Below are 14,237 nucleotides of genomic sequence, written 5' to 3' on the forward strand. Positions count from 1 at the left end.
CCCATCAGCTTCCACCATCGACTCCTCCAGCTCGGCTCCACCCCCGCGGACCCCACCACCAAACCAACCCGCCCCCCTCACCAACACCCCACCGTTCCACCAGACGGAACCCCGCCCCGTCGCAGACATGTGGCAGCACCCCTCGGGCCTGTCTCCCGCCACGGGGGCGGATACCCTACGGCTTGACTTACTCACCGCTCGCCCTCCGACAGCTGGTCGAACAGGATGCAGCACGGGCGCATGAACAGGCGCCTTCGGGGCAATCGTCGCGCCAAGGTTCGCTGGCAACTCGATCCAGTGGTGGACGGAGCCAGACCCAGTGACAGGAGACCCTTTTGGCAGTCACCGACGGACGGCAAGCACGTCGCCACGAACTGCGGCGCGAGATGATCCTGCGCGCCGCCGCCGAAGAGTTCGCGCTCCAGGGTTTCGTCAACGCGACGCTGGATCGCATAGGCGAACGCATCGGCCTCTCCAAGGCGAGCCTGTACTACTACGTCAACAGCAAGGAGGAGTTGTTGGCGGTGATCTTGGAGCAGGTCACCTCCCGCATCGCTGAGGAGGCAGCCCAGGTCGAGGGCTCAGCGGAGGAGCGGCTGCGTGCCTTCGTCAGGGCCCACGTGACCGTTGGCGCCACCTCGGTCGAGGGGCAGGTGCTGGGCGAGAACGTCAACGTCCTGCTCGATCGGGAGGCACACGAGCGCTTCGCACGTGCGCGCCAGAAGCACGAGCAGCGGTTGGCCGCACTCATCCACGAGGGCGTGGAGGCGGGGGAGTTCAGGTCACTTCCCGTGGGCCCCGCGGTGAAGCTGATGTTCGGTGCGCTGAACTCCATTCCTGTGTGGTTTCGCCCTGATGGACGGCTCACGCTGGAGCAGCTGGCGGACGAGGTGGTGGGATGGATGCTGGAAGGTCTGGCCGGTCCCCCGACTGACCCTCACTCAACGACGTGAGACTCGGACAGGGAGGTCGTCCAGAGGTTCCGGAAGCGCCTTCCACCCCATCGGTGGTTGGTAGCCCGGTTCGATGAGGTCGAACCTCCTGGTGAGCAGCAGTCGGTGCCACAGGGTCTTGGCTTCGATCTCAGCGAAGGCGTACCCGATGCACTTGTGCGCGCCCGCTCCGAAGGGGACGTACATGTGCCGGTGTCGCTTGTGCTCCGAACGGGCTCCCTCGAAACGGGCTGGATCAAATGCTTCGGGGTCGTCCCAGAACTCCTTCAGCCGGTGTGTCGCGGGGTTCATCACCGCGATGAAGGTGTCCGCTGGGACGAAGTAGTCACCGATGGACGTGTCGCGCACGGCCCTCCTGATCATCGCGGGGACCGGTGGCCAGAGTCTCATCGATTCCTTCATGACGAGGTCGATCGCCGTGAGGCGGTCCAGGTCGCCAGGTTCCAACGGCCGGTCACCGATGGACGCCGATTCCTCGTACGCCCGGTCCTGCCAGTTCGGGTGTGCAGCGAAGCCCCACGCCATGATCGCCATCGCAAGCGTGGTGGTGTCATGCGAGGCGAACCACATGAAGTTCATGTGGCGCACGATGTCGTCGTCGGAGAAGGTCTGGTCGTTGTTGTCGCGTGCGTGGACCATGGCCGAGAACAGGTCGCGACCGTCCCCGTCTCGTTTCGCAGGGATCTGCGACCGGATCCACCGGGTCACGTCGTCGTAACCGTTGCGACCACGCCCCCACAACGACCATGGCAGGTCCAACCGGAGGGCCTCAGTGACCGCGCGCGGCTGTGCGTGGAAGCCGGCCAGCAACTTCTGGCGGCTCCGTTTGTCGAGATCCGCACCCAGGAAGACGTCTGCCGCCACGCGCATGGCGAGGTCCTTCATCCTGCGGTAGACCGTCGTGGTCCCCTCCGTCGGCCAGGTGTCTCGAAGATCGGCGGAGATGCGGCGGTCCATCCCTGCGAGGTAGCCGGCCAGGCGGTCCCGCTGAAATGCCGCCTGCATGATGCGGCGATGGTCGAGGTGTTCGTCGAAGCTCAGCAGCATGAGCCCTCGGTCGAAGAACTTTCCGATGAGTTCCTGCCAGCCCTCGTTTGAGAAGTCCTTGTCGGTGTTGAGCAGGATCTGTCCGATGTGGTCCGGGTGGGCGACGATGACCCCGCGCCGCCCTGCCATGTGCGTCCAGAAGACGGGCCCGTACTGTGCGTACTGGTCCTGATGCCAGCGAAGTCGGTCTCCAGTCAGGTGTCGCAAGGCTCCGACCAGCGGCTGTCCCGCATGCCCGGGAACGGGACGCAGGCCGCTGCCGTGCGGCGGGTCTGCCAGTGCATGGTCGTAGGGTGCAAGGAGATCCCGAGCAGCAGTGATCGCGTCACCGGGAGTCGTGCGCGCGACCGTGTGCAGCATCCCTGTTGGCGCAGCGGCGAGGACGCGTGACGTGGCTGCGACTCGGCGGCGCGTGTGACGGATCCCGTTCAACGTCTCGGCGATGGGGCTGGTGGGAATGGTCTGCTGGGGCATGGTGATCTGCGCTCCTTGATCGGCGGCGGTGCTGGTGTGGGCGGCGTCAGCGACGCCGAGTGGTCATGCGGACGGACTCAGCTGGCCGGAGGGTGAACCGGGGTTTGTGCCGGGGCAGCGGCCCAGTCGGCCACAGTTCCCAGTCCGCGGCGAGGTTGGCGAGGATGAGCGTTCCCTCCGCCCAGGCGAACCGATCACCGATGCACAGTCGCGACCCTCCACCGAACGGGAAGTACGCGAACTTTGGTCGGCCCACCATGCCCCCGGTGCTCCCCCCGTCGCCTGGAGCGAACCGCGTCGGATCGAAGCGGTCCGGCTCTGGCCACCACCGGGGGTCATGGTGGAGGACCCACTGGCTCAGCAGGGCGGTGTCGCCTCGCTCGAGCATGGCGGGGCCCAGCCGCGTGGGTCGGACAGCGACCCGTTCGATGGTCCAGACCGGCGGACGGAGCCGCATCGTCTCGGCAAGGACCTGCCGTGTGTACGGCAGGCGTGGGAGGTCGTCCCATCCGGCCGGGCCATCCAGCCTGTCGACCTCCTGCTGCAAGGCGGTGCGAACGTCGGGGTGCTCGGCGATCAGCGCCCATGCCCAGGTGAGGGCGGTGGCGGTGGTCTCGTGCCCTGCCAACAGCATGGTCACTGCCTCGTCTCGGACCTGGCGGTCCGTCCAGCCGGCCTCCTCCGCCGCAGCTACCAACGCGGACAGGAGGTCCTCGCCGCCGGGATTCACGCGCCGCTTGGCGATGAGATCCTCGGTGTAGGCGTGTAGCGCGGCTTCGGCGGCCCCTATGCGGCGTAGGGGGCTGCTTGGGATATGGCGGGACCACCTGGGAAGCAGCCCGACTCGGACGTCGGCGCGTCCCATGACCACGTCCAGCCACCGGGAGACGTGCGTGGACCCACTACCGACGTCGGTTCCGAACAGACAGCGGCCGACGATGCGCAGCGTGAGGTAGGTCATCGCCTCGGAGATGTCGACCGAACCGCCCGAGCGCCACCCATCGAGAAGTCGCTGCGACTCCTCCCTCATCACTTCGCCATAGCGCTCGAGGTGAGCATGGTCGAAGAAGCCCTGCACCGTCTGGCGGTTGGCCTTGTGGACATCGCCCTCCGAGACCACCAGTCCGTCGCCGATCAACGGGCGCAGCATGTTGGTCATCGGACTCTTGAGGTAGTCCCGAGCGCGTGTGACGAGCACCCTCTCGACCAGGTCGGGGGAGGACACCAGAAAGGTCCGCTGTCGTGGGAATGCCAAGGGGACGACGTCGCCGTACCTCTGAGCGGTGTCCGAGAGCCATTCGGGACCGCGCCGGTGGAGGTCCCACAAATTGCCCAACGGGGTCGACGCCGGGGGTGGGAGCGGGAGGGGCGGCGGGTGATCCAGCGACCTGGTCACGTTGCTCATGTGCCCACCTTTACAGTTGGCATATGAATTGTCAACCTAAGGTCGATAAATGAGATATAGTTCGATTCTATGGGTGAATCCGACCTGCGCGAGGTGATCCTGGAAGCGGCGGGCTCGAAGCTTCGGTCGGCGGGCCTCCGAGGGGTGAACGTCTCGCGCGTCGCCGCTCAGGCCGGGGTGTCCAGGCCGACGGTGTACCGCCACGTCGGCGGTTCTGCTGAGATCGTCCGTGGGCTGATAGCCCGGGAGGTGGCCAGGTACTTCGACGCCGTGTCACCAGTCATGGATCGGCCCGAGCCGATCGTGGAGCGGTTTGTGGAGGCACTGCGCTTCACTGTTGCCTTCGCCCGGGAGAACTCCGTCCTCCAGTCGCTCCTCACGGAGGAATCGGACACGGTGCTGCCCCTGCTGACGCTCGAGGCTCGACCGATCCTGGAGCAGGCGGTCGAGCTCCTGACCCCATACCTGTTCGCGGCGCGGCAGTCAGGCGAGATCCACGTCGACGACCTGCCTGCTGCTGCTGAATGGGCCGCGCGGATGACCCTCTCCCTGGTTCTGACCCCTCCCCTGACGGAAGGCGTGGATTCCGAGGCGCGGCTCCGTGGCTTCGTCACCGAGCTCCTCAGACGGGCCTACCCGGCGAAGGCTGCGAGACCCACACCGGCGGACAGCCAGCCATGACGGACCCCGTTGAGGACTCCGCGATGCCGACCACGACCGCCGATGTGGCGCCCACAGCGCTCATCGACTCCGACCATCCCGACATTCTGGCCTTCGTGAGGGACACGTGCGCCGGGACGACCGGGATCCACGAACGGGTCAACACCCTGTTCAGCGCGATTCGGGACGAGATCCGCTACAACCCCTACGTCGTCGACCTGTCGCTCGATGGCATGCGTGCCAGTTCGGTGCTGCGATCGCCACGCAACTGGTGCGTGCCCAAGGCCACGCTGTTTGTTGCCTGTTGCAGGGCGCTCGGCATCCCTGCCCGCCCGGGCTACGCCGACGTCCGCAACCATCTGTCGTCCCCGAGACTCACCGAACTCATGGGCACCCATATCTTCGTCTGGCACGGCTACACCGAGGTACTGGTGGATGACGTCCGGTGCAAGGCCTCACCGGCCTTCGACTCGCTGCTCTGTGAGCGCTTCGGCGTCCCACCGCTGGAGTTCGACGGTCGTGAGGACGCGCTCCTGCATGCCTTCGACGGGTCGGGCCGGCGGCACATGGAGTACATCAACGACCACGGGACGTACCAGGAGGTTCCCATTGCGCGCATCACGCGGGCGCTTTCCCAGGCCTACCCGTCGATGGCGGGGATCCTGCGCGCCCCCGACGCCGCGCACGCCGTTGATGAGGAGAAGGCCCGGAGCACCGATCCGGTCTGGGATCACACCGGGCTCGGGCGTGGAGCCGACGGCGACGCGCGATGAGGTTGATGATCGCCCCGTTCCGGGCAGCGGCACGCAGTGCAAGTGCACGCGGTCGAATGCTCCTAGCGTCAGTCCCATGGATCGCACCGACGATGATCGCTCCAAAGAGGCCGGACCATCGACCGTCCGGTCCGGACCGGTGCCACCGCTCGCCGGGCTGAGGGCTATCGACCTCTCACAGGTGCTGGCAGGTCCGTACGCGACGTGGGCGCTCGCCCAGCTGGGGGCAGAGGTCATCAAGGTCGAACCGCCGGGAGGTGACGCTTCCATGCAGGTGGGCCCGTTCGTGCGCGGAACGTCCCTGTATCACCGAACAGTAAATGCTGGCAAGGTGATCCTCACCGAGGACCTCAGCACCCAGAGCGGCCGGAAGCATCTCGATGACTTGCTGAGCACGGCCGACATCCTGATCCACAACCTCCGCGCGGACAGCGCGGAGCGGCTCGGCGTCGCGCCGAGGCAGTTGTCCGTCCGGCATCCGAGGCTGGTGATGGTCACCATCGCGGGGTTCGCGGACGGCACACCAGAGGGTGGTCGGCCAGCCTACGACCTGGTCATCCAGGCGCTGTCAGGGATCATGTCGCTGACGGGCAACCCGGATCAGCCCCCGTTTCGGGCCGGAGTTCCCGTCAGCGACCTGGCCGCGGGCCTTTGGGCCGCAATTGGGGCCCTGGCTGGCCTGCGGCACAGGGACATCAGCGGAGACGGCGGGCATCTTGAGGTGCCGATGCTGGACGCGAGCCTGTCGTTGCTGAGCTACATAGGCACCGACGCGGCGACAACGGGGAACACGCCGGTACGGATCGGCAACCAACACCCAGCTGTGGTGCCCTATGGCTCCTACGAAGCAGCGGATGGTCATGTCGTCATCGCGGTGTACAGCGACAGGTTCTGGCCCTCCCTGTGCCATGCGCTGGAACTCCGAGCGCTGAAGGAGGACAGTGCACTGAATCGCATGGCCGGCCGAGTCGCCCGGCGTGAGGAGGTCAACGCCGCCATTCAAGGAGCCATCGCTGGCCGGACCCGTGCGGCGGTTCTGGCCGTGCTCGAGGCTCACGACGTGCCGTGCGCTCCGGTCCTCGAGGTGGACGAAGCGTTGGCAACGCCCTACGTGAGGGGGCGCGCAGTCGTCCGGGACGTCGAGGAGAACTCCGTTGCCTACCGAACCATTGCAGCGCCAATAAAGGGTATCAAGAGGTCCGACGGATGAGCACGGCCTGATCCTTCGGCGCGGGCATCGATCCGCCGCTTGCGACCTCCTCGCCGGAGCAGCACAGCGCTGCTGCCTCGACAGCCTCGCGGCCTGTTCGGGGTCCATCGCTGCGGCGAGCAACGCGAGCGCCTCGGCGTGCCTGAGGTCCCGCAAGCGCCACCAGGGCTGCTGTGAAGCACTCCCTGACCGCCTGCCGGAGTCATCGGATCTGACGGGTTCGTTCCCAGACCATGGTCATGTGGGCGCGTGCCAGCACGTGGGTGGACTCGACGCGCCAAAGGTCGCTCACGAGACCGCGATGGGGCGATGGAGATGGCCGTCGGTGCGCACGGCGTCGGTCAGGACCGAGCACCGGACCTGTCGGACTTCCCGCGCGATTGTCGGCGGCTATGAGAACCCTCCCAGTTGGCGGACACGAGAAGTCCCCATCGGTGGTCACAAGAACGTCCCCAGGGGCGGCCATCAGTTCTCCCCATCCGTTGATCGATGCCCGCCGCCGGGGTTGGCCTGGCCGGTTGTGGCGCCCCTCCTGAGTTCACTGCGCGTCATCCACGACAGCCCAGGTTCCTCAGGAGGGACAAGTTGAAGGATGGCAAAGAAGTGACTGAGATTCGGGAGCCGTTCGACCTCACCGGGTCCTACCGGGCGGCCGGCGCGCTGGCCGGTTGTGACCCACCACACCGTGGCCCATCACGTCGCCCGCCGCGACGCCGGTCTGCCACCGGGCCATGCCGGGTTCGACCGGCCCCGCAAGACCGACGACTACGCGGCGCTGATCGGCCAGTGGGTCGAGGCATCGCACGGCAAGAGGCCCGCGCCGACGTGGCGCACCGCGAGCTGGTCGCGATGGGCTATGACGGGTCGGAAGGCACGACCCGCCGCGTGGTCGCCGCAGCGAAGGAGTCGTGGGAGGCCGGCAACCGCCGCACCTACATGCCGTGGATCCCCGAACCGGGGTCGTGGTTGCAGTTCGACTTCGGCGACGGCCCGGCCGTCGGCGGCCGACGGACGTGGCTGTTCTGCCCCTGGTTGGCGTGGTCACGGTTCCGGGTCGTCGTCCCGATCCTGGACAAGACCGTCGCTACGGTCATCAGCTGTCTGGATGTGAGTGCAGCACCTCAGCCGGCCCGGCCCTCGTCATGCCGGGGCAGGGCGACGGTCAGGACGGACGTGGTGGCCCGTCTACACGTCGGCCGTGTCGTAGGTGGCACCGACCATTCGCGCCAGAGAGTCCAGGTAGATGATGCGTCGCCGTCCGTGCATCCGTGTGCGCAGGGTGCCGTCGGCCATGCGTCGACGGATCGTCCGCTCCCCGAACTGGGTGATGTCGACGGCCTGGAGAACGGTGACGCACTCGGCCACGGGGCGCTCCTCGACGGCGGGGACCCGCGTGAGCGTGACCTCCTGGGGGCCGCATGCAGGCCCGTGCGGGGCGGGCTTGCGTGGGGATGAACTGGAACGGGCGTCTGTGGGGGGCGACATCTTGCGCGGAGCATAGCTGTATCACTCTGTCCTGTCCACTGCGAACAAACGATGGCATGCCGCGGCATGCTGTGGCAGGCTGTAGGCATGGCATCAGCTCCGAACGAATCTGCGACCAGCGTTCCGGTGAAGGGGGACGATCCGCGCCTGGACGACTGGCAGCGTCTCGGCTGGGCCAGCCGCGAGGCGTTCGCGGCCGCGCTTGTCCAGGCGGACGCAGAGGAACTGGCGACAAACAACCGACGGAGACAACTCCTCCGGGACGCCAGGCACAAGCGCGGCCTAAGCCTTGTGAAGGCCGGAGACCTCGCGGACGTCTCCTCGACGACCTGGTCTCGCTACGAACAGGGTCACACTCGTGCGTACGGATCCACCCTCGACCGCATGCGACGCGCAGTCGGCATCCCCAAGCACGTCTGGGACGACCTCGAGTACGACGTGGCCCGCTACACCATCGAGATCGACGGAGAGGAACTGCTGCTGTTGGACCAGGAGCACGATCGTGTTTGGGAAGAGCAACGGCAGCTGATCGTCCGGGCGCTCGCGGGGCACGCGACGTCGGCCACCGACGCCCATGGGGACCTCATGTTCCGGGGGTCCCCGGACCGGCGGCGCGTCCTCGACGTCCTCGACAACGCGACCACGGCACAGGTGTCCCTGATCGCCGGGCTCGCCGAGGAGGTGATCCGGCATGGCTAACGCCCCAGGCGGGATCAACAAGCGCTCGGACGGCCGCTGGTCAGTCACCTGGTACGACAGCAGGGGACGCCGACGGGTGACCACCCGGCCAACACGGACCGAGGCCTACAGCACCTGGCGGCAACGTCAGTACGACGTCGCCCGGAAGGTGGAGCGCCACACCGACCCGACCGTCCGCGAGCTGGTCGACGACTGGCTCGCAGACCTGGAACGCCGCCGCGCACCGGCGGCCAATGCCCGCGCCAACTACGCGGGCCGTTGTGCGCTGATCCCGGACTCACTGGCGAGGATGCGTGTCTCCGAAGTCCACCCGCGCGACGTTCAGGGGGCTCTCGACGAGGTCCTTGCCCGACCGACCCGTTTCGGGAAGCCGAGGTCCAGGCAGACCGTCCAGCAACTCCGCGGGCACCTCAACGCTGCCTGGACCTACGCCAGGGCGATGCGGATCACCGTCGACGATCCCGTTCGTGACACCTACGTACCACCACCCGGCGACGACACCGACTCCGAACGTCAGACCGTCGACCCGCTTGAACTGGACGACGCCAAGGCCATCATCGACGCGCTGGACGGCCATCGCCTGCAGACCATGGTGATGGTCGGCATGACCGTCGGCCCTCGGCTGGGTGAGCTGGTTGGGGCAAGGTGGTGCCAGCTCGACCTCCTCGACGAACTCAGCGACGACGAGCTGAGCGAACTCGACATCGACAGGGCCGACCGTGTCCCGACGATGACCATCGACACACAGATCACACGCGATCAGAACGGCAGGATCCACCGGAAGCTGCCCAAGGGCCGCAAGACGCGCGTCGTCGCCCTCCCGATCGACGTCGCACTCACCCTGCGACGATGGCGACGCGAATGGCCCGCGGACCGCCGTCCCGGGCCTGCCCGCAACGACCGGAACCAGGTTGCGACCCGGCCACGCCCCGAACCCGTCGGGGACGCGCTGGTGTGGCCGTCACGCTGGGAGATGACCACAGGTGGGCCCCGTGGCGGTGGCCCACTGATGCCGTCGCATGTCCGCGCCGTGCTGAGCAGGGCGGCCCGGCGGGCTGGAGTGCCCGAGGAACGCATGACCCGGTGGCACGGGGCGACACGCCACACCGCCGGGACCCAGGCGCTCGCCGGAGGTGCGAGCCCCAAGACCGTTCAGGACCTCCTGGGCCACACCACGTCCGCGATGCTCGATCGGTACACCCACGCACTCGAGGAGCACCGACGGGACGCGGCCAGGATCATCGGGGACAGGTGGGCCCGCCACGACCCACCCTCAGCCAGTGAGGTGCCGACGCCCAAACGCACCTGACGGTCTCGCCCACCGGCCCCGACGTCGGCCTTGCCGACCGTCTCGCCCCGACGAATGCGCCGCAGCCGGGGTGCGCCCAGACCGCAAGACGGCCTGGCACCCCTGAGGGGCTGGTCCTGTGCACCGCTCGGCGATCTCGAACGAAACTCGCCGCCGAGGATGTGCTCAGGAGCTACTCGAGGTCCCATGCCCACTTCTCGTGCGCGCGAGTGAAGCACTTCGATCAGAAGCAGGCCCTGAGGAATCGCGGCCGAGGAAATCGCAGGCGGAGAGCGCCGACGGTGGTTCGCGGGTCGAGGACGTCGAGTGCATCGTCCACGCGACCTGGAAGATCGCATCCCGCGAGCGGCCCTCAACGACACGCGAGTACATCGGAGTCCTGGACCTCAACGACCTCCGCCCCGGACGCGGCGAGTTCACCACCGAGGGCGAGTTCTGCAAGTACTGGCGGGCCCATAAGTTCAAGCTGTCAGCCGCGATGGAGAAGATCCTCAACCGGGCCAGCCAGCAGACGTGAACCGGTCTGCATCTGGCCTACCGGCGATGCGTCAGCTCACCGGTCCGCCCCAGCGCCGTCGCCGACTTCGGTGCCCCGAGATCGAGTCCCAAGTCCGGCACAGATCCCACCCTTGGGCGACGTCGGGGCCCGGTCTGCTGGCTGCGTCAGTCCCGGTGCGGTCGGGCGGTCATCCCCACTCGTGTCAGTGAAGCTCGCTATTGAAGTTGGCAACTAGGGCGATCGGGTCTCAACCCGCCCCGTCCGTACGAATCGAGAAGCGGCGCGGATGACTGCACGAATGACTGCATTCCAGTGACGTGCCTTGGCAGGGCCCGGCAGGCGTTGGCAATTGCAAGTAGGACAGTCGGGCAATACGTGGCCGAAGAAACGGACTCCTTGTGCGCCGTTCAGTGCCACAGAGTGCCACAGCATGGCCGAGGTTCACACTTCGTGCAGGAGGACTCCCCCGACGAGATCGGCGCGGCGCTGCGCGACTGGATGCTGTCCCGGCGCTGACCCACCGTGCTCGACCATCACTCTCCGTCAACAGCCCGGGACCGGAGGTGAAAGAGTGATGCAGTCCGCGATGCGTTTCGTAGCGTGCGGCCATGACGTTGTCGCGGTACGAGGGCTGGAGGGTCGTCTCGATCCTGTCGGTCGTTGCGGTCGTCCTCTCTGCGGTCGCCCCGGGGGCCGCGTCGGCCGAGCAGGCCCGTCCGGACGGCACGCACCTGCGCGGCACAGGGGCGGCGAGGGCCGCGTTCGTCGAGGCCGGGCGAGTGGTCCGGATCGCCGGTCCCACTCCGATGGTTGCCGCCGCCCTGCCCGACCCGCGGCTGGTCGTCGACGCCACCGGACCCGGCGACCCGTATCGGGTGCACCAGTGGGGCCTCGACGCGGTCGGGGAGGGCACCCTCCTCGGCGGTGAACGCGGGACGGGGACAACGGTGGCGGTGGTCGACTCCGGCGTGGACGCCGGCCATCCCGCGCTGGCACACGTCGTCGTCGACGGCTGGTCGGTGTTCGGGGACGACTGGGACACCGACACGCTTGGACACGGCACCGGCGTGGCCGGGATCATCGCCGCTCGCGCCGATGACGGTCATGGGATGGCCGGCCTGGCCGACGGCGTGGACCTCGTGTCGGTCAAGGTCGTGGACGACGAGGGTGGCGCGTGGGCCAGCGACGTGGCCGAGGGCATCCTGTGGGCGGTCGACCGAGGCGTCGACATCATCAACGTCTCGTTGACCACCGACGTCGACGCGCCCGTCCTTCGCAGCGCGGTTCGCACCGCAGTGGAGGAGGGGGTCCTCGTTGTGGCGTCGGCCGGCAACCACGGGGCCGACGGCAACCCGACGATGTACCCGGCGGCGACCACCGGCGTGGTCGGGGTGGCGGCCCTGGACGACACGTGGTCGCCGCCTGGCTTCGCGAGCCACGGCGACTGGGTCGACCTGGCCGCACCCGGGGTACGGGTGTTCACCACCGCACCCGGTGGACGGCACGTCGTCGTGAACGGGGCGTCCTTCGCCGCACCCTTCGTGGTCGGGGCGCTGGCGCAGCTGCTGTCCGTGGCACCGGACACGACGGAAGGGACGATCTCCCCGGCGTCCGCGGTCGAGCGGCTGCAGGATGCCGCGGTCGACCTCGGCCCACCCGGCTGGGATCCCCGCACGGGCGCTGGTGCGCTCGACCTGGCCGCGGCCCTCGTCGGGCTCGGCGCACGACGTGTCCCGGCGGTGGACCGATCCGACCGGGCCTCGGCGCTGTCCCGCGCTGCCGTGGGGGAGGGCCGGGCACGGGCTGCGGTGCTGGTCAGCGATGCCGGATGGGCAGACGCGCTGGCCGCCACGAGCCTCGCGGGCCCCGACGTGCCGCTCCTCCTGGCCGGGGCCGACGGGCTGCCCTCGGCAACCCTGGGGGAGCTGTCCAGGGTGCTGCCCGAGGGATCATCGGTGATGCTGGTCGGGGGTGCGGCTGCCCTGCCAGCGATCGTGGAGGACCAGCTCGCGGGCCACGGATGGACGCCGGTGCGGCTTGCTGGTGCATCGCGAGTCGAGACCGCCCTGGCCGTCGCCGACAGCGCCTCCCTCGCCAGCGCCGACACCGTCCTGCTGGCCTCCGCCGACAGCTGGGTCGACGCGGTCGCCGGTGGCATCGTGGCTGCCCGCCTGCACGTTCCGCTGCTGCTGACGCCGGGCGATGCGCTCCACCCGGCGGTGGCGTCGCACCTCGCCACTCGTCAACCGCGCCGGGTCGTGCTGCTCGGGGGGACGGCAGCGCTGTCGGCGGAGGTGGAGGCGCAGGTCGCCGCGGCCGCCGGCGTTGCCCCTTCGCGAACCGCAGGGTCCGACCGACGGGCGACGGCCGAGGCGATCCGCGACCAGCTGCTGTCCGATGTCGCCGGCGTCACGGTGATCGATGGGTGGGGCGACACGGGCTGGGTGTCCGGCCTGGCCTCGGCCCCGCTGGGACTGCCGATCGTCCTGGCCCCCGGCCCGGCGAGCACCGCGGACACGGCACGGGTGACACCACAACGGGTGGTCGACGCCGTCGGCTGACGACATCGACCACCCGTGGTGTCCGGTGGAGGGGCGGGTCCGACCCGCGGTCAGTCGGCGATCGCCTCCACGATCTGCCGCTCGACGGTGCGGGAGACGGCGGCTTCGCCACCGACGATGACCACGCGGTCGATCGACTCGGCGTTGGCGCGGAGGTAGGTCCCCGACGCGGGGCTCGCCTCGAGGTCCGCACCGTGCACCAGCATCAGCGCGCCGCCGTCGTTCCAGGCCGCCACGCCGGCTGCCAGCGCGTCGGGGAAGTCCAGCCCGGAGGCGACCCAGGTGCGCTCGAGGTCAGCGCCGAGGTCGACGGCCTCCTCGAGGAAGGCCACCGACGTGCTGTAGCGGTCGGCGCCGGAGATCCGGCGGGTCGTGTACCCGTCGGCCAGCAGCTCGGCGTCGACGGCCGGGGACAGGGCGGACACCCCACCGGCCAGCGTCAGGGCGTCGGGATCGCCCGACAGGAGCGAGGCCAGCGCGTCCATGGAGACGTCGGGGATGTCGTCGCGGGTGGACAGCAGGATCGGGGACCGTCCCCAGGTGGCCAGGTTGGCTGCCGACATGGCGTCGGGGAACTGGTCGTGGCGGGCGAAGGTCACGGTGTCCACCGGCCCACCGAGTCCGACGACCTCCTCGGCGATCGCGACGGCGGTGTCGAAGCGGCTGGGCCCCTCGATCCGCCGCACGGCGTAGCCCTCGGCGCGCAGACCCTCCTCGACCTCCGTGGAGAGGGCCGCCGTGCCGCCGACCATGTAGACGGTCTCCACGCCCAGGCGGGTCAGCTCGTCGGCGACCCGGCTGTCGAGGGTGTCGGGCGTGGTCAGCAGGATCGGACCGTCGACCTCGGCGGCCAGCGACGACGCGGTCAGGGCATCGGCGAACACGTCGCTGCGCGCCAGGACCGCAGCGGTGGCGCTGTCCAGCCCGGAGGAGGACACCTCCACGGACGTCTCGACGCGGTCAGTGCCGTCCACGCGGTTGGCGGCATCGTCCTCGGGGGTGTTGACGGGCTCGGTCCCGTCCATGACCTCCACGCCGTCGGTCGTGCCACCGTCGTCGGTGTCGGGGTCGAGGGGGTCGGTGCCGTGGTCGTTGACTTCCTCGCCGTCGGTGAGGCCGTCGTCGTCGGTGTCGGGGTCGAGGGGGTCGGTGCCGTGGTCGT

General features: G+C 68.8%; 12 protein-coding genes. 8 read left to right on the forward strand and 4 right to left on the reverse strand.

Annotated features, from left to right (window positions below; genetic code table 11):
• The first annotated feature begins 335 nt into the window (after nucleotides 1–335).
• Nucleotides 336–953, forward strand: a complete 618-nt coding sequence (locus CUC05_RS24055; protein WP_157965971.1) for a TetR/AcrR family transcriptional regulator — start codon at nucleotides 336–338, stop codon at nucleotides 951–953.
• Here the strand turns inward: CUC05_RS24055 and CUC05_RS24060 are convergent.
• Both CUC05_RS24060 and CUC05_RS24065 read right to left on the reverse strand, forming a co-directional pair.
• Complete coding sequence (locus CUC05_RS24060; RefSeq protein ID WP_108668696.1) at nucleotides 942–2,474, reverse strand: cytochrome P450; 1,533 nt, start codon at nucleotides 2,472–2,474, stop codon at nucleotides 942–944. The two genes, CUC05_RS24055 and CUC05_RS24060, sit on opposite strands and share 12 nt — an antisense overlap.
• A 46-nt stretch (nucleotides 2,475–2,520) precedes the next feature.
• Complete coding sequence (locus tag CUC05_RS24065; RefSeq protein WP_108668697.1) at nucleotides 2,521–3,879, reverse strand: cytochrome P450; 1,359 nt, start codon at nucleotides 3,877–3,879, stop codon at nucleotides 2,521–2,523.
• A gap of 69 nt (nucleotides 3,880–3,948) precedes the next feature.
• Between CUC05_RS24065 and CUC05_RS24070 the strand changes: the two genes are divergently transcribed.
• From CUC05_RS24070 to CUC05_RS24080, 3 genes are all read left to right on the forward strand, one after another.
• Nucleotides 3,949–4,560 (forward strand): TetR/AcrR family transcriptional regulator, encoded by a 612-nt coding sequence (locus CUC05_RS24070; protein WP_108668698.1) that lies wholly within the window; start codon nucleotides 3,949–3,951, stop codon nucleotides 4,558–4,560.
• Between the two features lie 23 nt (nucleotides 4,561–4,583).
• Nucleotides 4,584–5,312 carry a transglutaminase-like domain-containing protein gene (locus CUC05_RS24075; RefSeq protein WP_157965972.1) on the forward strand — a complete coding sequence of 243 codons (729 nt, stop codon included), beginning with the start codon at nucleotides 4,584–4,586 and terminating at the stop codon, nucleotides 5,310–5,312.
• A 76-nt stretch (nucleotides 5,313–5,388) separates the two neighbouring features.
• Nucleotides 5,389–6,522 carry a CaiB/BaiF CoA transferase family protein gene (locus CUC05_RS24080; RefSeq protein WP_157965973.1) on the forward strand — a complete coding sequence of 378 codons (1,134 nt, stop codon included), beginning with the start codon at nucleotides 5,389–5,391 and terminating at the stop codon, nucleotides 6,520–6,522.
• A gap of 1,185 nt (nucleotides 6,523–7,707) precedes the next feature.
• On the opposite strand, the gene CUC05_RS24085 is transcribed toward CUC05_RS24080, so the two are convergent.
• The gene (locus CUC05_RS24085; RefSeq protein ID WP_108668701.1) at nucleotides 7,708–7,887 is read right to left on the reverse strand and encodes a hypothetical protein; all 180 of its coding nucleotides are present in this window, start codon (nucleotides 7,885–7,887) and stop codon (nucleotides 7,708–7,710) included.
• 207 nt (nucleotides 7,888–8,094) lie between these two features.
• On the opposite strand from CUC05_RS24085, the gene CUC05_RS24090 reads away from it, so the two are divergent.
• The 4 genes from CUC05_RS24090 (at nucleotide 8,095) to CUC05_RS24105 (ending at nucleotide 13,075) form a co-directional block, all read left to right on the forward strand.
• A complete protein-coding gene (locus tag CUC05_RS24090) occupies nucleotides 8,095–8,706 on the forward strand; it encodes a helix-turn-helix domain-containing protein (RefSeq protein ID WP_157965974.1) in 612 nt (203 codons plus the stop codon).
• The gene (locus CUC05_RS24095; RefSeq protein WP_108668703.1) at nucleotides 8,699–10,015 is read left to right on the forward strand and encodes a tyrosine-type recombinase/integrase; all 1,317 of its coding nucleotides are present in this window, start codon (nucleotides 8,699–8,701) and stop codon (nucleotides 10,013–10,015) included. Before CUC05_RS24090 ends, CUC05_RS24095 begins: the two co-directional genes overlap by 8 nt.
• Before the next feature lie 199 nt (nucleotides 10,016–10,214).
• Nucleotides 10,215–10,532 (forward strand): PDDEXK family nuclease, encoded by a 318-nt coding sequence (locus CUC05_RS24100; protein ID WP_108668704.1) that lies wholly within the window; start codon nucleotides 10,215–10,217, stop codon nucleotides 10,530–10,532.
• A 590-nt stretch (nucleotides 10,533–11,122) separates the two neighbouring features.
• Nucleotides 11,123–13,075, forward strand: coding sequence for a S8 family serine peptidase (locus tag CUC05_RS24105; protein WP_108668705.1), 1,953 nt, complete (start codon nucleotides 11,123–11,125; stop codon nucleotides 13,073–13,075).
• Between the two features lie 50 nt (nucleotides 13,076–13,125).
• Here the strand turns inward: CUC05_RS24105 and CUC05_RS24110 are convergent.
• Nucleotides 13,126–14,237, reverse strand: a 1,112-nt coding sequence (locus CUC05_RS24110; RefSeq protein ID WP_205712525.1) for a cell wall-binding repeat-containing protein, incomplete at its 5' end; no start/stop codon positions are given.

The sequence above is a fragment of the Euzebya rosea genome (genome assembly GCF_003073135.1).
Lineage (GTDB): Bacteria > Actinomycetota > Nitriliruptoria > Euzebyales > Euzebyaceae > Euzebya > Euzebya rosea.